Raw genomic sequence first — 19151 nt, 5'->3', positions numbered from 1 at the left:
GATCACGGCATCCTCACGACCCACCTTGTCGCAAAGTTACTTGCAGACCCCTCCCCCTCGGTCCACCATATGATCAAATTTCCAACGGGAGCACCACCATGCTGACGAAGCGCGATTTTTACATCAACGGTCATTGGGTCGCCCCGGCTACCCCCCGCGACTATCAGGTGATCAACCCCTCGAACGAAGAGCCTTGCGCCGTGATCTCGCTCGGCGATCAGGCCGATACAGATGCGGCGGTAGCTGCGGCCAAGGCGGCTTTGCCGGGCTGGTCCGCCACCCCGCCGAAAGAGCGCGCCCGTCTGGTGGCCGCGATCCTCGATCAGTACAACGCGCGTCTGCAGGAATTTGCCGAAGCCATTTCGATGGAAATGGGCGCGCCAATCGACTTTGCTCTGGAGGAACAGGCGCCCTGCCTGCCATGGCACACACAGAATTTCCTCAAGGCGTTTGAGCACCTCGAATGGGTCCGCCCGCTTGGCCCGCAAGCCCCCGGCTCTGCCGTGGTGATGGAGCCGATCGGTGTGGTCGGCCTGATCACGCCATGGAACTGGCCGGTGAACCAGATCGCACTGAAGGCGATCCCCGCCATGCTGGCCGGCTGCACCTGTGTGCTGAAACCGTCGGAGGAAAGCCCTCTGAACGCGATGCTGTTTGCCGAGTTCTGCCATGATGCCGGCATTCCGCCGGGCGTGTTCAATCTGGTGAACGGCGACGGGGCCGGCGTCGGCAGCCAGCTTTCCACCCACCCCGATGTCGAGATGATTTCCTTTACCGGATCAACACGGGCGGGCAAGGCGATCTCCAAAGCCGCGGCTGAGACGCTGAAGCGGGTGACGCTGGAACTGGGTGGCAAGGGCGCGAATCTGCTGTTCGCCGATGCCCGCGCAGATGCCGTCGAATGGTCCGTGCGGCGCATGATGGAAAACACCGGCCAGTCCTGCAACGCACCGTCGCGCCTGCTGGTAGAGCGTAGCGTCTATGACCAGACCGTTGCAAAGGCTGCGGAAGTGGCCAGCAGCATCCCGGTCGGCCCGGCGCATGAGACTGGCCCGCATGTCGGCCCGGTGGTCAACAAGCGCCAGTGGGAGCAGATTCAGGGCTATATCCAGAAGGGTATTGATGAGGGCGCGCGGCTGGTTGCGGGCGGCCCTGGCCTGCCCGAAGGCTTCAACCGGGGCTTTTATGTCAAACCGACGGTCTTTGCCGATGTCAAACCCGGCATGACCATCGAACGCGAGGAAATCTTTGGCCCGGTGCTGGCGATCATACCGTTCGAGACCGAGGAAGAAGCGGTCCGGATTGCCAATGACACGCCCTATGGCCTGACCAACTATGTGCAGTCCAGCGATCGCGTTCGCACAAACCGTCTGGGCCATGCGCTGAAGGCTGGCATGGTCGAGATGAACGGCGAGTCGCGGGGCGCAGGCTCGTTCTTTGGCGGCGTCAAGCAATCAGGTCGCGCCCGTGAAGGCGGAATATGGGGGTTGGAGGAGTTTCTCGAAGCCAAATCAATCTCTGGCTACGATTTCGCCGGGAAAGACGCGGCAGAGTAGGCTTCGGGTGTTCCGATAATGTGAAGACTGAAAGGTCCGGGGGCTGCCCCCCGGACCTTTGCATTGCTGCCCGCAGTCTGCCCGGCAACCATATGCAGGTGTCTCACGGTGATAAGCTCTTGGCGTCCGGCATCGACTGCGGCAAGAATGGCAATGTCTGACATCTGGGGTAGGTGGCGCGAGTCCTGTCATTCTTTGATCGAATTTCCCCGTAGCGGGGAATGTAATTACAATTTACATTCCCCATATGAACACTGTGGCACAGTCCAGCGGAGGGCATCATGGCCGATTTCAATGCGCAAATTCTTGAAAGCCAGAAACAAGTGGCCGAAGCACAAGCCAAGATCAGCGCGGTAACCAGCCGGATCGAGGTGGCCCGGCAAAAGCTGGATCAGGACGAGCCCGCCATCGACATCGAAAACGCGACACTGGAGGATGTGCACAAGCACACCGACCTGATGAACGCCAATATCGCCGAACTGATCATGGGACTGGACGATGTAACCGAGGCATTCTCCAAGGATTTCGACGAGATGCGGTCGAAAACCGGGATGGAGAGCTTTATCGGCATCTTCAGCAACGCCAAATCGGAATCGATGCGGCAAGAACGGATGCGCACCGCCAGCATTGACGACAAGCTACAGGATCTGATCGCCAAATCGGATGTGATCGTCAAACTGCTGCAAGGCCAGCTTGACCTGCTGAATGGCCAGAAAGAGCGCGTGGAATCAAACCTGTCGGCAACGCTGGTCGAACGCGAGCAGACAGTGGGCGCGCTGGAAGCTGTGCGCGCCGAAATCGGCGGGATGGACCCGATGATCATTGATCTGGAAAACCGGATCAGCGTCGAGCAGGACGCCGCCATGCGCACCAGACTGGAAACCCAGCTTGCCGAGATCAACACCAAATTCAACACGTTGGTGCAGGACGAACAGGTGCAGTTGGCCAAAAGCCAGACGCTGGAGCGCTATATCGAAAAGGGCAAGACCTGGATGGACAGCCTGCAAAATCAGGCCGCAACCCAGCTGGTGCTGATCAACAAGCTGCAGACCGACACCAAACAGCGCGTGGTCCTGTATGACGCCCTGTCCAGCAGTCTGAAAACCGCGCAGCAGCAGGATGTTGCGCACCGGATCAACGAAATCGGCGTCAAGACGGATCAAGAGGCGCAGGCCGCCATGGCCGCGATCGGCTCGGCCACCAATGACCGCATGGCCGGGATGCTGGAGGCGCACGAAGGCCATATGGTCTTTGCCCGCAAGATCCTGGAGCAAAAGGCCAAGGCGGATGAGCGTTTCAACCGCCGCTTTGCCGCGATTGTCGAAAAACACGACAAGAATGCATATGGGGAATAAGTGGCAAACGAGGTCAAGGAACAGCTGACGCAGGACCATGCGGAACTCTATGACACGGCTGTAGCGCGGCGCTATTTCGCCAAGTTTGACCGCATCTCCGGCCATCTGGGCCGGGTCGCGGGCGAGCTGGAAGCCGAAGGCATGTTGACCCGGACCGAGGCGCGCGTGCTGGGGCGGTATCTGACCGCCGTTGCCGCCACATTCCGGGCGCTGTCGTTCAAGTATCTGATGACCGGCCGCAGCGACTCGGCCTTGCGCCTGACCTTTGACCGCCACGAAAGCGGCTTTCCGGTGGCGCAGGAGCTGATGATGATGGCGGTCGATGCCGCGCAGGTCGACAAGCACCTGTCCGGCAGCGCCTCGGTCGACGAGTTGAAAGACCGGATGATCCGCCGGATCGTGGGCGATCTGGCCCTGCCGACCGATCTGCAATTCGCGCTGTCGCAGCGGCTGTACTATGAGGCTCTGGCGCAGGGCGGGCTGTTTCTCGCCCGCAACGACCCTGACGCGCAATGGATCGAAGATCGCAACGGCCGCCGCCGCTATCTGGTGCATTGGGCGGTCTATGACACACAGGTCAACCTGCCCGTCATCTATCTGATGGACCTAGAGGACAGCGGCAAGCGCCCGCTGCCCAGTGATGACAGCCGTTGGCCACAGGCGCAACATCACCTGATGGCGCAGTCCACCGCAGGGCTGAAACTGCTGACCATCGCGCAGGGGTTCGATACAGATTTCTCCACGTTGCACCCCAAACGTCTGCGCCGCATTCACCTTGGCCCGATGTATTCGCACAGCTTTACCCTGCAATCGGGGCCGATTTCCGACGTGCTCTCCACCGCCCGCGCGCCCGAAGGGCAGGATTGGGCGCTGGTCTGGACGGTCGAAGACCTGCGTGCGGACCGGGTAGAGCAGGTCAAGGAGGGCTGGTTCAGCACAGTCGAGCGGCAGATCTTTGCTCTCGACCCGTTTGCCGGCAAGGGCGCCGAAACCGGCACAACGCGGATGGAGCGGATGGTGCTATTGCCCGAACAACCGTTTCAAGCTCTGGCCGAACTGAATCCGCCCGGCTTTCGGGATGTGCGTAAATTCGTGGTGGGCGCAGGCGGGCGCATCATTGCAACACGGTAAGGGGGCCCCATGTCGACACGCGACACGATGGAACTGAAAGAAGACGCGATCCGCGCCCAGTATGACGCGGCGCTTGCCCTGCTGACCGGGTTTGATCACGCGCCCCGCTTGGGCAAAGCGATGACCCCCGACCGGGTCGAAGAACGCTCCCCCGGCCTGGGCAGCCGCCCGCGGTTTCGCTCCACCACGCCGGGTCTGGTGACCCGCCCCACGACCCGCCCCGGTGGTGTGCGCCTTGTGGAACGGGTGGAGTCGGGGTCAGATGGCCTTGTCTCCCCCGCGCAGGCCTCAGTCCTGCACGCGCTGCGCCGCGCCGTTGCGATCTCGCTTGCCATGGGGGAGACCTTTGCCGCGCAATCCCCTTTGGGAGAGCTGAAAAAAGCCAATCTGGAGGGCCGCCTGCCCGACCTCAAACGCGCGGAATTCACCGAACTGCTGGCGGCCGAGGCGCTGCTGGTGCTCTACACCTTTGCCAACGCCACCGCCTTTCTGCTGGCGCCGCATCTGGGCAGCACCACGGTCGAGGTGGGCACCGTCGATGAAATCCTGACCGACAACGCCCCGCTCGCCCTGCAAGGGGTGTTGTGGGAGCTGGATCAGGACATCGCCACCTTTGCCACCGATGAGCCGCGCCTTGCCGCCACCGTCGCCGGCTTTGCCGAAGCCCTGATGGAAAAGGTGGCCCTGCGCGCGCAAACTGCTGCCCGGCTGGAGGCCTTTACCGGCGCCAGCTGGAAGGTCGAGGCGGATGGCCTGACCATCGCCGGGTTCAAACCCGCCCGCGCGACCAAGGGCAGCGCGATCACCATGCAGTTCAAGAAACCGCATGAGGTGGTCGGCAACCATATCGCCAAGTACCAGTCGCTGCGGCTGGCCAAGATGCTGATGGCCTATGATTTCGACCGCAAGCTGAATCCCTTTGCCGAATTGGGCGGCTTCATCTTTACCTTCATGGGCGATGGCAAACCCGGCACTGGCAAGACCACGCTGATTCAGATGATGGCCGGGCTGCTGAACGACTATTGCACGGTCGCGGGTTATCCGTTCCGCTATCAGAACTTCTCGATTGACCAGATCGACAGCTATCAGGGCAAATCCGGCCAGAACGCCAAAGCCTTCATCGACACCGTGCTCGATCCGTCGGTGATCGGCTTTGGCACCATTGACGATATTGATCAGGTCGCAGGCAAACGCGGCGACCGGCAATCCTCGGCGGGTCAGCAAGAGGTGACGGCGGTGTTCATGCAGGCCTTTGCCGGGGCGGGCACGGTGGTGCGCGGCAACTGTACCTTTGGCATGTTCTCGAACTACCCCGAAAATGTCGACGACGCCCTGCGCCAGCGCGCAGGCGCGCGGTTCCTGGTCGACGGCCCCCAGACGCAGGACGATTACATCGACATCCTGTCGCTGCTCTTGGGCAAGAACCACGCCATCCCCGTGGGCGACCACGATCTGTTTGCCGCGCAGGAAATCAAAAAGGCGGTTTCGGCCAGCTTTGCGGGCCACGCCCATCCGCATGAAGACGGGCTGCTCCGGGTTTGGGAAAAGGTTGCCACCGACATCGGCCCGCTGGATACCATCGCCAAAATCGGCCGCTACCTGAAAGCGATCCAACAGGCCGACCCGCGCTTCACCGGCCGCGCCATCAAGAACATCACCGACGCGGTGAAGGTGCGGGCGATGGACTTTGAACTGCCCGACGCGTGGATGGAAACGCCCGACCTGTTCCTGTTCAAACCCTACGACGACAAGCTGGCCATGATCCGCGACCTGATGACCCCGATCACCGTGGATATGGTGATCCAGGAGGTCAACCGCTACGCCGATTCCGAATTCCGCTATGCCGACAAGTCGGATGAAGTGGCGATTGAGGCGATGGTGCGGGACTATCAGCGCACGGAAGAGGCGAAGCGGCGGTATCTGGAGGGGAAGGGGTGATGAACCTGCCACCCCCCCAGCCCCTCCCCACAAAGGGGAGGGGAGGCGCTGACCCCGTTTGTGTATGCGCCAGCGTCGGACGCCCTGGCCCTCCCTCCCCCTTGTGGGGAGGGCTGGGGTGGGGGGCCTTTGACAAGGGGCGCTTCGCATGAGCGGAATTCACCCGCAGACAAGAACACACGCCCGCCGGTTGCGCGCGGATATGACACCGCAGGAACGCAAGCTATGGGCCAAGCTGCGCGAGTTGAACCGGATGCTGGGGCTGCACTTCCGCAGACAAGCGCCGATCGGACCTTTCATCGCGGATTTTTCTGATCTGGGCCGACGGTTGGTGATCGAAATTGATGGCGGTGGTCACGGCGGTCCAAAGGATTTCGCGCGCGATCAATGGCTCAATGCGCAGGGGTTCACCGTTCTGAGGGTCTGGAACACTGAGGTGGACGGGAATGCAGAGGGTGTGATGCAGATGGTCCTTGATCACATTCCGTCTGTGCCCGACGCCCCCCCACCCCAGCCCTCCCCCACAAGGGGGGAGGGAGGCGCTCAGCGATCAGGACTGCGCAGGGCTGACAGGGCGAGTGGCGCGTCACCCGCCACGCTCTCCCCGCCCGAAGGGAACACACCATGAAACGCCTCATCGCCAAAGGCCTGATGTTCGGCAATCTGATCGAAGTAACCTCCCCCGCCCTTGTTGACCGCTACAAGCGGGCGATGAAGCATCTGTGCGGGCGGGAAACCAGCCTCACCGATTTCCACATCGACATTTCCGGCTATTCGCCGGAAATCGGGGCCGAGCTGGGGGATGACCTTTACCTCAACCCCAACGGGGCCAACCGTCAATTCATCCTGCTGACCACGGCGCAAAAGCACGCCCCTCTGCTGAACGCGCGGTTCTCCACCAGTCGCGGCATCATCCGGCAGTTCATCGAGACCAACGAAGCGCAGCTGTTTGCCCTGACCGCACGGGATGCGGTGGCCGGAGAGTTGCAGAATTCGGTCTTTGAGATCTCTACCCCCGCCAAGCTGCTGGAGATCCGCCGCATCACGGTCGAGGCGGATACCATCGGCGGGCATGTGGCCGATGCGGGCAAGCTGGCAAAGCTGATCGAGCGGTTCCGGCAGGAGTCCGATGGCTGGCGTGACGATCTGCTGATCGCCGAGATGATCACGCTGGCCCGGAAAACCGGCGATGTGACGCGGGTGCCGATCCATCTGCCGCAGATGAGCTTTGAGCAGCCGAATTTCTGGACCAGCCATTTCGGCGGGCTTTACGTCTTCCGCGACGTGAGCTTTCCCGCCGTGATCTCCACCCTGCCCCGCGAAAGCCTGGGGCCGGTGCCGATTGCGCCGGTGTTCGATCTGACCAACCGCAACCAGATCGCCGACTGGCTGGAACGCAACCAGCTGGCAGAGCCGATCGTTCAGGCGCGCGGCATGGATGCGGCAGCAGTGATCCGGCAGAAGATGGATTTCATTCTGGTCGAAGCCGCCGATACGCTGGGTCTTGAGATCGGCGACGCGCGGCGCACCGAGCTGCGCAGCATCGCGCACCGCCTTGGCACCAGCCTGCCGATGGAGTTTCAGGGCCTTGCCGCCTTGTTGCGCTGGATCGAAGCCGGGGGCACCTGGCCACGCATCACCAGCGAGCATCCGGCCTATTTCTACACCCTGCGCGCGCGGGCGCATAAAGACCGCGATCTGGTCAACATGCTGCTGTCGGAGCTGGCCCCGATGGACGTGCGGCAGATGTTCATCGTGCACAAAGAGCTGTTCTATGCCAGCTATGCCCGCTGGTCAGACCGCAAACGCCAGTATGTGGCCGATTTTCTGGAACGCGAATATGTGGTCGACAAACAGGGCGCGCGCACTGCTCTGTTCGGACCGGAACCGGGGATGGAGGACCGCAACAGGCCCGATCCCAAGCCCGCACGTGACCTTGGCCCGGTGACCGGGCCATGGGGCGCGGCAAGGGGGCGCGGATGATTGGGTTCTTGCGGTTGATGGTGTTCTGGGCGGTGTTTGCCGCCGTCGCCTATTGGGCCTTGCTGATCTACTCCCGATCCTTGCGCCGCGAAACGCTGGAAAAGCAATGGGATGCCGCCCCGCCCGAAGATGCCAGCCCGGAGACGCGCAAGGCGTTTATCGAACAGGGCATGCACGCCTATGAGGGCAGTCTGCGCCGGAAACTGCTGTGGGGCGTGATTGTGCTGCCTTTCATTGCCATCGGCCTGCTCCTATATCTGGTGAATTACGCGTGAGGATGTGATGCGATATGTCAAATGGGCCTTCTGGGCCGTCATCTTTGTGATCCTTGGGTCATGGCTGCATTACACGCTTCCGCAACATGATGTGGTGCGGATCGTCGGCACCTATCAGGAGCGGCAGGATCTGAACGACTGGACCAGCATCTTCTGGTCACAGCCGGATGATCAGGCGGGAACGCTGGTGAACCGCGATGTGCAGTTCATCCAGTCCATCCGCACAAATGGCCGGCCGATGGTTTACCGCAACGAAGACACCGGCTGGCGCTGGCCGCCCTATTTCAAGTTCGACACGGCCAGCCTGCAGACCGAAGCCGATGACCTGAAATCAAATGCCGAGGCTCCGAAATGGGCCGTGGTCACGCATTACGGCTGGCGCAACGAGCTGCTCTCGATCTTTCCGAACGCGGTCGCCGTGCGCCCGGTCGAGGGGCCGGACGTGACCATCATCCCATGGTTCAACATCTTTTTCTTTGTGTTCCTTGGGCTTGTCACGCTGCTGTTGTGGCGCATGTGGGCCCAGTTCCGCGAGCGCACGATTGATCCGGCCCTGACCGACGCAGGTGAGGTCTGGGAGTCCGTTGATGCCCGCGCCGATGCCGCGCGCGACCGGGCCAAGGGCTTCTTTGGCCGGATCAGCGCATGGCTGGCGACCTGGCGGGCGAAGTCGCGCAAATAGGGGGCCACTGATACAAAAGCGCCGCGCAGCAAGGGCTGCGCGGCGCTTTTTGCTGTGTTCAGGATCAGCTGCGCAGAGTGCCGCCGGTGGCCTTGGTCACCTTTTCGATCACCTTGGCCGACACCGCCTCGATCTCGGCCTCGGTCAGGGTCTTGTCCGTCGGCTGCAGCCGCACGGTCAGAGCGATGGATTTCTTGCCCGCCCCCATCTGCGCTTCGGCCTTGTCGCCGGTGAACTGGTCAAAGATCCGCACCGACTCGATCAGCACCTTGTCAACCCCCAGCGCCGCGTTCACCGCAGTCAGCCCCTCAACCCCCTTATCGACCACAAAGGCGAAATCGCGGTCCACCGCTTGCAGGTCGCTGATGCTCAGCGCCGGGCGGGTCGGGGTTTTGGTCTTTGGATACGGGATGTTGGCAACCAGCACGGTAAAGGCGACAGCGGTGCCCTTGATGCCCATCTCGGCCAGCACCTTGGGGTGAACCTCGCCGAAACTCGCCATGATATTGGGGCCAAGGCCAATCACGCCAGACCGCCCAGGGTGCCACCAGCCCGCAACCTTGCGGGTGATCTGCACCCGGGCGGGCGCGCCAAGTGCGGCCAGTACCGCCTCGGCATCGGCCTTGGCGTCAAACACATCCACCGGGCGGCGGCTGCCAAAGGGGTCGCGTGGCACGGTTTGCCCGATCAGCAATCCGGCGGCCTGCAGATGCTGCTCCCCCGGCTCGCCGCCGGAAAACGCCGGGCCGATCTCGGCAAGCGCCAGATCCATGAACCCGCGCGCCTGATTGCGTGCCGCTGCGCGCAACAGGCCCGGCAACAGATCGGGGCGCAAATGGCTCATCTCCGACGAGATCGGGTTGTCGACCCGCACCGCATCATCGCCGCCGCCGAACAGCTTCGCCGCAGCCTCATCAATGAAGCTGTAGGTCACGCATTCATTATAGCCCAAAGCCGCAATCGTGCGCCGCGCCGTCCGCTCGCGCTGTTGCAGCGGCGTCAGGATTGGCCTTGGCACGCCAGTATTAACCCGAGGCAGCGGCTTGCCGACCAGCTTGGTCAAGGACGCCACACGCGCGACCTCTTCGATCAGATCGGCATCGCCCAGCACATCAGGCCGCCAGCTTGGCGGCGTGGCCATATCGCCGTTGAGCGTAAAGCCCAAAGCCTCCAGCGTGGCACGCTGTTCGGCCTCGGGAATATCCATCCCCACCAGCGAGATCACGCGCGCCGGGTTCAGGCGATAGCTGCGGGCGGTGTCAATCGGCGCACCATCCTGCGCAAGGTGGCTTGGCGTGCCGCCGCACAGGTCCAGCACCATCTGCGTGGCCAGATCCAGCCCCGGCAGGGTAAATTCGGGGTCCACCCCACGCTCGAACCGGTAGCGCGCATCGGAATTGATCCGCAGCGCACGGCCCGTGGCCGCAATGGTGATCGGATCCCACCACGCCGACTCAAGGAACACATCCGTGGTTTCCGGCGTGCAGCCAGACACCTCACCGCCCATTATCCCGGCCAGCGATTCCACACCCACGCCGTCGGAAATCGCCATCATCCCGGCGCGCAGGGTATAGGTCTTGCCATCCAGCGCCAGCAACTCTTCCCCCCCAGCCACCGGATGAATGCACAAGGTGCCCTGCACCTTGGCAGCATCAAACACATGCAAAGGCCGGTTCAGGCCAAAGGTGAAATAATTGGTAATATCCACCAGCGCCGAGATCGGGCGCAGCCCGATCGCCTTCAATCGCTGTTGCAGCCAGTCGGGCGAAGGCCCGTTGGTGACACCCCGGATCAGCCGCCCGGCGAAATGCGGGCAGCCCTTTGCCTTCAACGCCGGGTCAATCTGCACCACCACCGGGCAGTCGAACTGCCCGTCGATCTGCGGAACGGTCAGCGGCTTCAGCGTGCCCAAGCCCCGCGCCGCCAGATCGCGCGCAATGCCCCGCACGCCCAAGGCATCGGGGCGGTTCGGGGTAACCTTGACATGGATCATCGGGTCCACCGTGCCGGGCCGGTTCACGGCCAGCCAGTCGATGAACTTGTCCCCCACCTCACCCGAGGCCAGCTCGATGATACCGTTATGCTCGTCCGACAGCTCCAGCTCACGCTCAGACGCCATCATGCCATGCGATTCAACGCCCCGGATCTTGCCCACGCCCAATGTGGTGTCGATGCCCGGCACGTAATCACCCGGTTTGCACAAGACCACCGTGATGCCCGCCCGCGCGTTCGGCGCACCGCAGACGATCTGCTTTTCGCCCTCATCGGTCAGCACCCGGCAGACCCGCAGCCGGTCGGCATCGGGGTGCTGCGTGGCCTCCAGCACCTTTGCAATCGTAAACGGCGCGAGTTTGGCGGCGGGGTTCACCACCTCTTCCACTTCCAGCCCCAGATCGGTCAGGGCGTAAAGAATGTCATCAAGCGAAGCCTCGGTGTCGAGGTGATCCTTGAGCCAGGAGAGGGTGAATTTCATCGCGGTCGTCCCTTGGATTTATTGCCTTTGGCCTTAGCGCAAAGCCGGGCAAAGGGGAAGCGGGGCGGCAGGGGTTTCCGGTTTGGAAACGGGCTGTCGCGCCACAGGGGGGCAGTTCGCCACATTCTTGCTGAGCCTGTCCTGTAGACCCGGTCAGATGATGGACCCGATGCTCACCAAACCCAAGAACCACACGGTCAGGAACCCCTGGCCCCTCATCCTGATGATCGGGATCGCCGCACTCTGCCTTGTCTTGTCGTCACAGGGCATACAAACGGCGACCGAGGGTCTGCATCCGCTGTGAAAGCGGTCAGCGGCTGAGCCCGCCTGCCAGATCAGGCATATCCAGCGCCGCAAAGCCATAGTGCCGCAGCCAGCGTAGATCGGACTCAAAGAATGCGCGCAGGTCGGGGATGCCGTACTTCAGCATGGCAATCCGGTCGATGCCCAGACCAAAGGCAAAGCCCTGCCATTCATCGGGGTTCACCCCGGCGGCGGCCAGCACCTTTGGGTGCACCATGCCGGAGCCCAGGATCTCCATCCACTTGTCGCCCTCACCGATGCGCAGCTGGCCACCCACCACCGAATAGCGGATATCGACCTCGGCCGACGGTTCGGTAAAGGGGAAGTGGCTGGCGCGGAACCGCAGCTCCACCCGGTCCACCTCGAAAAACGCGCGGCAGAATTCTTCCAGCGTCCATTTCAGATTGGCCATCGAGATATCACGGTCAATCGCCAGACCTTCGACCTGATGGAACATCGGGGTATGGGTCTGGTCCATGTCCATGCGGTAAACCCGGCCCGGCGCGATCACCCGGATCGGCGCGCCCTGCTCGGTCATCGCCCGGATCTGCACCGGGCTGGTATGGGTGCGCAGCACGTGGGGCGGACGATTGTCACCCTCGGCCCTGTGCATGAAAAAGGTGTCATGCTCCTGCCGCGCCGGGTGTTCCGGCGGGATGTTCAGGGCGTCGAAGTTGTACCAGTCGCTTTCCACCTGCGGCCCCTCGGCCACGGCAAAGCCCATGTCGGCAAAGATGGCGGTCAGCTCTTCCATCACCTGACTGACCGGGTGGATGGTGCCACGCGGGCGCGGACGGCCCGGCAGGGTCACGTCGAGCCATTCAGACCGCAGCCGCGCATCGAGGGCAGCGTCGGCGAGGCCGACTTTACGGGCGCGCAGGGCGGCGTCGATCTCGTCGCGCAACAGGTTCATCGCGGCCCCGGCAGCCTTGCGCTGATCGGGGTCCATCTTGCCGAGGGTCGCCATCAGGGCAGAAATCTCGCCCTTCTTACCCAGAGCCGCCAGCCGCACCTCCTCCAGCGCCGCCTCGGACGCCGCCCCGGCCACGGCCTCGATATACTTGCCCCGCAGATTGGTCAGGTCCATGTCGCGTCCCCCTGGAGTGTGCGGATTTGGGTTAGCGGTAAGGGGGCGCGGATGCAAGGGGCAGGCGTGGTGCCCACTGTGTTACAAGGGGGTGGAGTGAGGGTTATCAAGGGGTTAGGGTGCGGGGGTTAAGGTGTTGTTAAGGGTTGAGCAGGCATCATTCGAAAAACTCACTCGCTTTTCTTCTGAACGAGATCTGTGACAGTGTAGCTGACGCTTGTTGATCCATCTGGCTTCTTAATTGTGCCAATCTCGATTTTAGCGGAGAACTTGCCTCCGAGAGTTATACCTTCGTCTCCTTTAATGCGCTCCAGATAATCCTGACTTACTTGATGGCTGAACTTTCCAGAAATTATTTCTTGGGTACCATCCTGCATGAAGTCAAAAGTTCTCTTGATTGGGGAAAGCCCAACAAGCGTCCCAACCCATGTGACTGGATCAATCTTCACATTAGTATCTGATATTCTTCTATATGCTCTCTCTATTCCTGCACGATCAAAAGAAAGCTGTCGATCAGGAAGATTAGCTTTAAGCGAAGCATCGTTCTTTTCTAGATGTCCAAAAAACTGAGCCAGCGCTTTAAATACTCTTGGATTGATGTCACCAACATCGATCAAGAAGTCGTAATCACTTTCTTGCGTAAACTCATCAAAGAGGGATGCAGCCTCTTCAAGCGCCTCTCTTATCGGAGTCTTTATTACACTGGACTGCAAAGCATCTTTTTCTTCCAGAATAAACCCAAATGATCCTGTTGCGACGCCGCGAATGTTCAGCGCAGCAAGGTCTCCTCCTCGTATTTTTCCACGTGCAGCCAGCTCACCACGAAGGTTCGCAGAAAAGAGGCGAGTAACGATAGATTGAAAATGATGAAGGGCTTTCGTTGCAAAATCTGCATCAATAGATCGACACCCATCGACTGGCGAACCGTCAAATAGGAGCGCAATTTCCGCAATCTTCGCGTCGCCCTTTCTTAATGCACCTATTTCCTCTTCTACGGCTTGCAGACGTGTCGAAAAGCTAACCTGTCCAACAATGTCGCCATCATTCCGCGACTCCTCTATGAGAACCGTTAGCTCTTGCCGTTGAAGCTCAAGATCGGCTATTCTTTGGAGGTCAGACATCGAACTTACCCCCTATTTTTTGCTCAATGGCGGAAAATTCCATCACATCAGTAGCGAGAGGGATTTCAACTATTCCCTTTTTTGTATTTGCTTCACGCATGTCGCTAAACAGTCCATGCCAATAGATTGTATTCCTGACCACTGCTCGCGGCACTGCATCAAGATCTATCGGGTAGGTGTCGCATTTGTATCTAGGCTTCATAATTTTGGTGTCGAAGTAGGTTGGGAAGATGTGTTTCTCAAAGTCCCTCGCCCAGCCACTAGCGTCGAGTTGATACCTTAGCGGGCGGGTGAATAGAGTAACGACATCGATGTCGTTTGGTGCTCGTCTTCGTAGGACCTCAACATTCTCTACAAAACTCCCATCTATCCATTGGGTTCCCGACGTGAAGCCCCCAGCATGAAGATGCTTACGATACGCGTTGAGGCCCTTGAGAAGTTGGGCGCGTGCTGGAGAGTTACAAAAACGATCAACCACTTCGAACATGGTTGCTTGATAAGGTGAACGTGCGTTCGGATCAGTCGCATGCCCTGAAATGAAGGGCGGCAATGCCCCATGCTCTGCAAAATCAGGAATGGGCATACATAACTCGAACTGTTTTCTCATCTACAAGCCTAGCCTTAAAGCCTAGCCTTAAAGGAGCGCGAGTGTCCAAAGATATCTCGTTCGATGTTGATCACCGCTTAACATGAGTACAGCCGCTGTCATCGCACCGCATTTCACCCCCAAACGCAAAACGCCCACCCCTTTCGGGGCGGGCGCTGGCTCAACCTTAGCTGAAACCGCTCAGCGGCGCAGGCCGAGGCGGGCGATCAGGGCGGTGTAGCGGGCCTCTTCCTTGCCTTTCAGATAGTCCAGCAGCTTGCGGCGCTGGGCAACCATCATCAAAAGACCACGACGCGAGTGGTTGTCTTTCTTGTGGCTCTTGAAATGCTCGGTCAGGGTCGCGATGCGCGACGACAGGATGGCCACCTGAACTTCCGGCGAGCCGGTGTCGTTCTCTTTGGTGGCGTATTCCTTGATCAGGCGGGCTTTTTCTTCGACGGTGATCGACATCGGATGTCTCCTTGTGCAGAAGGGTGAAGGTGCGAGCCGGGATGTCGTCCAGCAAGACCATGGGCCCCCCAGACCCGGGGGATGCGCGCGTATAGGGGAAAATCCGGGCAAAGGAAAGCCCTGCTGTGCGGCGGGCGGGTCTGGCGGCTGGCGCGGGGCGTTAACGATGCGCGCAGATTCTGCCGCCGGATGCTGGGCGCAGGGCGCGATTCGTGATAAGCTTGAGGGCAAGGTTTTCGTTTGCAATCGGGGGGTTGTGGCGAAGGTGATTAACGCGCACGGCGCGTCTTCAGGGGGTTTGGGCGATGCTGGCATTCATGGCCATTCTGGGTGTGTTCGGGGCGGGCATTGTGGCCGACAGCCTGATCCGGCCCGCCAATGATGCAGACGCGGGCGATGACGACGATTCGCCGGAAGAGGCGGAGGGTGACGAGGACGCGGTGGCCGGGATCGGCTGGATCTTTGCCGATGACAGCCCGGACGCGGCAGAACCGGTGGCCTCCGGCACCCCCGCTGGCTATGTGGATGACGGGATGCCGGTGTCAGATGACATCCCCGATCCGGTGGACGCAGCGGTCTCGCTGACCGGCGATGCGGGCGACAATATCCTGAACGGTGGCGGCGGTGGCGACCAGCTGTCGGGCGGCGCGGGCGCGGACCAGTTGACCGGGCGCGGCGGCGATGACCGGCTGGCGGGTGGTCCGGGGTCTGACTGGCTTGAAGGAGGCGACGGCGATGACAGTCTGTTCGGTCAGGGCGGCAACGATACGCTGAACGGCGGCGCAGGCAATGATGTGCTGTCTGGTGGCAAAGGTGCGGATCAGCTGGCCGGGGGCGCTGATGATGACCGGCTGAGCGGCGGCGGCGGGGCTGATACGCTGCTGGGTGGCGAGGGGCAGGATACGCTGGATGGCGGCATGGGTCGCGACTGGCTGGCAGGCGGCGCAGGCAACGACGTGCTGGTGGGTGGCGGCGGGCAGGATACGCTGGACGGCGGTACCGGAAACGACACGCTCTGGGGGGGATTTGTGGGTCGCAGCGACACCGCAGCCGATGTGCTGAACGGTGGCGCCGGTGATGATTTCATCGGGGTCGGTCCCGGTGATATCGCCATGGGCGGCGACGGCGCCGATCTGTTCCAGCTGCAGGATTTTGGCCCTGGCCTGCCGGTTTCGGATATCGTGGATTACAATGCGGACGAAGATGAGCTTGTGGTACTCTACGATGCCACTATCCACAGCGCCCCCACCTTGACAGCAGAACCTGTTGACGGTTCCGATGATGTGACCCTCTTGCTCGACGGCGTGGCCGTGGCGCTGATCCGTGATGCGGCAGGGCTGGACCTGTCGTTGATCAGCCTGCGCGCGGCCTGACGCCCCGTCTCAGGTCCAGCGCTCCGGCTGCTGCGCATAGCCGATGTACAACGGATGCTTCGGCTGCCCCGCAGCGGTCAGCCCAAGGTGCCACAACGGCGCCCCGGTGCCGCGCAACAAGGCCGCCACCGCGTTACCACGCCCCAGATACAGCCCATGCCCGCCCCAGGCGCAGACCACCCGGTCGGGTTGCCAGTCCACCACAGAGGACAGTATCGCCGCATCATTGCCCGGCCCCACCGGGTCATCTGCAGCCCGCATCACCCGTGGATCGGTAGCGCGATACCCAAAGATATTCACCACCCGGAACGCACCAAACCCCAAGGCCCGCGCGCGGCGTTCACACCGCTCCACCGTCGGGTCATTCTGCGCCTCGGTCGCGGTCGAGGGGTTGAGCATGACAAACAACGCCCGCTCTCCCGCCGCGTCCCAGACCCGCGTCAACAGATAGCGATAGCGTTCGCAGGGCGAATAGACCGCCTCCGACGCCGCATCGCCCTTCAGATGCTGCCGCACAACCAGTTCTGAACCGTCTTGCATTTGCTGCTTCCCAAATACTCCCGCGCGGAGCGCTCCCACATCCCCACCAGAACCGCCGCCCAAAGGACAAAGCCGTGGCAACGCCGCCGGGCGGGGCTCGATGCCCCGCGCGGCGGCACCCCGGTTACAGGTTGAACACCCGGCTCGGGTGCAGCTCTCCGGCCTTGTAGACGCCCACCGCCACAGCGCGGCCCTGATAGCTGGCCCAGGCCTCATCGCCCCATTCGACGGACGAGGTCAGCACCATGCCCGGATTGCCGTTGCGCAGGCGCGCGGCACCTTCGGGTGTGGCGGGCAGTTCGGGCAGGTCGGTCAGGCCCAGTTCCAGCGGGAGCAGCAGGGCGTCGATCTCCTCTGTCCGGGCCAGACGCTCGATCTCTGCCATCGTGGCCGCGCCCTCGGCCTCAAACGGGCCGGACCAGGTGCGGCGAAGCCAGGCGACATGACCAAGGCAGCCAAGGGCCTGCCCCAGATCGCGGGCGATGGCGCGCACATAGCCGCCTTTGCCACAGATCATTTCCAGATCGACATGGTCCGCATCGGGGCGTGCCAGCACCGCCAGCCGCTCCACCCACAATGGCCGGGCGACCAGATCCATCTCGATTCCCTCACGGGCCAGATCATAGGCGCGCTCGCCTTCGACCTTGACCGCCGAGACCTGTGGCGGCACCTGCATTATGTCGCCGCGAAACGCCGCCAGCGCCGCCTCGATCCCGGCATCCGAAGGGCGCGTGGCGCTGGTTTCCAGCACGGTGCCAGAGGCGTCATCGCTGCTGGTCGCGGCCCCGAAGGCCACGCGGAAGTGATAGCATTTCAGCCCGTCGGTCACGAAGGGCACGGTTTTGGTCGCCTCGCCCAAGGCAATTGCCAGAACGCCGGTGGCATCCGGGTCCAGCGTGCCGGCGTGCCCGGCCTTTTGCGCCTGAAACGCCCATTTCACCTTGTTGACCACGGTGGTAGAGCCGACGCCTGCCGGTTTGTCGATAATGACCCAGCCGGAAACGGCCCGGCCCTTTTTCACGCGGCCCATAAGTTCAGTCCTTTTTGACGACGGTGCCGACCATCGGCCCCATGGCAAAGCCAAGGTCGTTGCGGCGGATCGCAGGGGCATAGAGCCGCGAGATCTTGCCGTCGAAATACAGTGCATCGCGCAGGCCCAGCACATCACGGAAAAACCGGGCAAAGCGGTGAAAGTTCACCCGGTCGTTGGAGATGGCAAACACCGCGCGGCGGCCATCGGCGCTGACGCCGACGCCATTGCGGATATAGGTGCTGTCACTGTCGGGGATCAGGCGCGGATGCAGCGCGCCATCCATCACCAGCATCGGGCCGGATTGGGTGGCAAAGGTGCAGGCCGGGGGCCGGGCCGCAAAGGTGCGGCTTTCGACCACCGAAAACCGCTTGCCGATGCAGAACACGCCATTGGGCAGCAGGCCGAAATTGCCCGGCCCTTCGGCGGTAACGATGTCTGATTCGGTGCGGCCCTGATCAATGAACAGGCCCACCGGCGCGCGGTCGGGATGATACATGCCCGCATTCATCGCAAAGCCCAGCGTCTTGCCCTCAGCCGCCAACAGGTCATTGACCGCCGAAAAACTGCCCAGCGGGCCGGAGGGGCCGCTGTGGAACAGGCGCAGGTCTTCGCCCGCACTGACCTCGCAGGTGGTGAACGAGGTGTTTTCAAACCGGACCGTATCGCAGGTGTTTGCAGCCGCCACCTGCGGCAACAGGACGGCGAACAGGGCAGCGAGGCGCAGCATCTCAGGCAGTCCCGTCGCGGCCGTCTGATGCGTCGCCTTCGGGCTCTTCATCCGGCGCGGCCAGATCCTTGATAACTTTGGGGTCGGCAAACAGGCGACGGGTTTCGTCCAGACGGTCAAAGGTTTCATCGGGCCGGAAGCGCAGGTCGGGCGCGTATTTCAGCGTCAGCTGCGAGGCGACGCGGTGGCGCAGTTCGGCCTTGTTGCGGGCAAGGGCCGCAATGGCATCTTCGACCGGGACCGAGCCCATCAGCGGCATGACATAGACCGTCGCCACCTTGAGATCGGTCGAGCACGACACCTCGCCCACGGTGATCGACATGCGGTTCAGCTCGGGGTCGTGGATTTCGGCACGGTTCAGCACATCGGCCAGCGTGCGGCGGATGAGTTCGCCGACACGGAGCTGGCGTTGATTGGGGCCATCGCCCTGGGAATTGCGTTTGTTCGACATGGGGGGCATGTAAGCTGTTTTTGTCCGCCCCGCAACGGCGGGCTTTTGCGGCGCGCAAAGGCGCGC

The 19151-nt window shown here is 61.9% G+C and carries 18 protein-coding genes; 9 read left to right on the top strand and 9 right to left on the bottom strand.

What is annotated here, in order from left to right; translation table 11 throughout:
* Nucleotides 1-98 precede the first annotated feature (98 nt).
* The 8 genes from D1012_RS15645 to D1012_RS15610 all read left to right on the top strand — a co-directional run bounded on the left by D1012_RS15645 (nt 99) and on the right by D1012_RS15610 (nt 8920).
* Nucleotides 99-1556, top strand: coding sequence for an aldehyde dehydrogenase family protein (locus D1012_RS15645; RefSeq protein WP_118154315.1), 1458 nt, complete (start codon nt 99-101; stop codon nt 1554-1556).
* A gap of 281 nt (nt 1557-1837) precedes the next feature.
* Nucleotides 1838-2911, top strand: coding sequence for a coiled-coil domain-containing protein (locus D1012_RS15640; RefSeq protein WP_118154312.1), 1074 nt, complete (start codon nt 1838-1840; stop codon nt 2909-2911).
* Nucleotides 2912-4042 (top strand): hypothetical protein, encoded by a 1131-nt coding sequence (locus D1012_RS15635; protein ID WP_233517148.1) that lies wholly within the window; start codon nt 2912-2914, stop codon nt 4040-4042.
* A 9-nt stretch (nt 4043-4051) separates the two neighbouring features.
* Nucleotides 4052-5980, top strand: coding sequence for an ATP-binding protein (locus D1012_RS15630; RefSeq protein ID WP_118154309.1), 1929 nt, complete (start codon nt 4052-4054; stop codon nt 5978-5980).
* Between the two features lie 148 nt (nt 5981-6128).
* A complete protein-coding gene (locus tag D1012_RS23255) occupies nt 6129-6608 on the top strand; it encodes an endonuclease domain-containing protein (protein ID WP_118154306.1) in 480 nt (159 codons plus the stop codon).
* Nucleotides 6605-7963: a DUF6638 family protein gene (locus D1012_RS15620; RefSeq protein ID WP_118154303.1), complete on the top strand. Its 1359-nt coding sequence runs from the start codon at nt 6605-6607 to the stop codon at nt 7961-7963. Before D1012_RS23255 ends, D1012_RS15620 begins: the two co-directional genes overlap by 4 nt.
* Nucleotides 7960-8238 carry a hypothetical protein gene (locus D1012_RS15615; RefSeq protein ID WP_147335717.1) on the top strand — a complete coding sequence of 93 codons (279 nt, stop codon included), beginning with the start codon at nt 7960-7962 and terminating at the stop codon, nt 8236-8238. Before D1012_RS15620 ends, D1012_RS15615 begins: the two co-directional genes overlap by 4 nt.
* 7 nt (nt 8239-8245) lie before the next feature.
* The gene (locus tag D1012_RS15610; RefSeq protein WP_118154296.1) at nt 8246-8920 is read left to right on the top strand and encodes a DUF1523 family protein; all 675 of its coding nucleotides are present in this window, start codon (nt 8246-8248) and stop codon (nt 8918-8920) included.
* A 64-nt stretch (nt 8921-8984) separates the two neighbouring features.
* On the opposite strand, the gene pheT is transcribed toward D1012_RS15610, so the two are convergent.
* The 5 genes from pheT to rpsO all read right to left on the bottom strand — a co-directional run bounded on the left by pheT (nt 8985) and on the right by rpsO (nt 14961).
* Complete coding sequence (gene pheT, locus D1012_RS15605) at nt 8985-11393, bottom strand: phenylalanine--tRNA ligase subunit beta (RefSeq protein ID WP_118154293.1); 2409 nt, start codon at nt 11391-11393, stop codon at nt 8985-8987.
* Between the two features lie 310 nt (nt 11394-11703).
* Complete coding sequence (pheS, locus tag D1012_RS15600) at nt 11704-12783, bottom strand: phenylalanine--tRNA ligase subunit alpha (protein WP_118154290.1); 1080 nt, start codon at nt 12781-12783, stop codon at nt 11704-11706.
* 170 nt (nt 12784-12953) lie between these two features.
* Nucleotides 12954-13904 (bottom strand): hypothetical protein, encoded by a 951-nt coding sequence (locus D1012_RS22500; protein WP_147335716.1) that lies wholly within the window; start codon nt 13902-13904, stop codon nt 12954-12956.
* Complete coding sequence (locus D1012_RS15585; protein WP_147335715.1) at nt 13897-14511, bottom strand: DUF6932 family protein; 615 nt, start codon at nt 14509-14511, stop codon at nt 13897-13899. Before D1012_RS15585 ends, D1012_RS22500 begins: the two co-directional genes overlap by 8 nt.
* A gap of 180 nt (nt 14512-14691) precedes the next feature.
* The gene (rpsO, locus tag D1012_RS15580; RefSeq protein ID WP_118154278.1) at nt 14692-14961 is read right to left on the bottom strand and encodes a 30S ribosomal protein S15; all 270 of its coding nucleotides are present in this window, start codon (nt 14959-14961) and stop codon (nt 14692-14694) included.
* 305 nt (nt 14962-15266) lie between these two features.
* Between rpsO and D1012_RS15575 the strand changes: the two genes are divergently transcribed.
* Nucleotides 15267-16334: a calcium-binding protein gene (locus D1012_RS15575; RefSeq protein WP_118154275.1), complete on the top strand. Its 1068-nt coding sequence runs from the start codon at nt 15267-15269 to the stop codon at nt 16332-16334.
* A gap of 9 nt (nt 16335-16343) precedes the next feature.
* Here the strand turns inward: D1012_RS15575 and D1012_RS15570 are convergent, their stop codons facing one another.
* The 4 genes from D1012_RS15570 to rbfA all read right to left on the bottom strand — a co-directional run bounded on the left by D1012_RS15570 (nt 16344) and on the right by rbfA (nt 19094).
* A complete protein-coding gene (locus D1012_RS15570) occupies nt 16344-16874 on the bottom strand; it encodes a DUF1643 domain-containing protein (RefSeq protein WP_435530927.1) in 531 nt (176 codons plus the stop codon).
* Nucleotides 16875-16998: 124 nt separating this feature from the next.
* Nucleotides 16999-17904 carry a tRNA pseudouridine(55) synthase TruB gene (gene truB, locus D1012_RS15565; RefSeq protein ID WP_118154271.1) on the bottom strand — a complete coding sequence of 302 codons (906 nt, stop codon included), beginning with the start codon at nt 17902-17904 and terminating at the stop codon, nt 16999-17001.
* 4 nt (nt 17905-17908) lie between these two features.
* Nucleotides 17909-18634 carry a phosphodiester glycosidase family protein gene (locus tag D1012_RS15560; protein ID WP_118154268.1) on the bottom strand — a complete coding sequence of 242 codons (726 nt, stop codon included), beginning with the start codon at nt 18632-18634 and terminating at the stop codon, nt 17909-17911.
* 1 nt (nt 18635) lies between these two features.
* Nucleotides 18636-19094, bottom strand: coding sequence for a 30S ribosome-binding factor RbfA (rbfA, locus tag D1012_RS15555; protein WP_118154265.1), 459 nt, complete (start codon nt 19092-19094; stop codon nt 18636-18638).
* Nucleotides 19095-19151 lie beyond the last annotated feature (57 nt).

This window comes from Pseudotabrizicola alkalilacus (genome assembly GCF_003443995.1).
Lineage (GTDB): Bacteria > Pseudomonadota > Alphaproteobacteria > Rhodobacterales > Rhodobacteraceae > Pseudotabrizicola > Pseudotabrizicola alkalilacus.
Note: the sequence above shows the minus strand (reverse complement) of the source record. Positions and strands in the feature narration are given on the sequence as shown.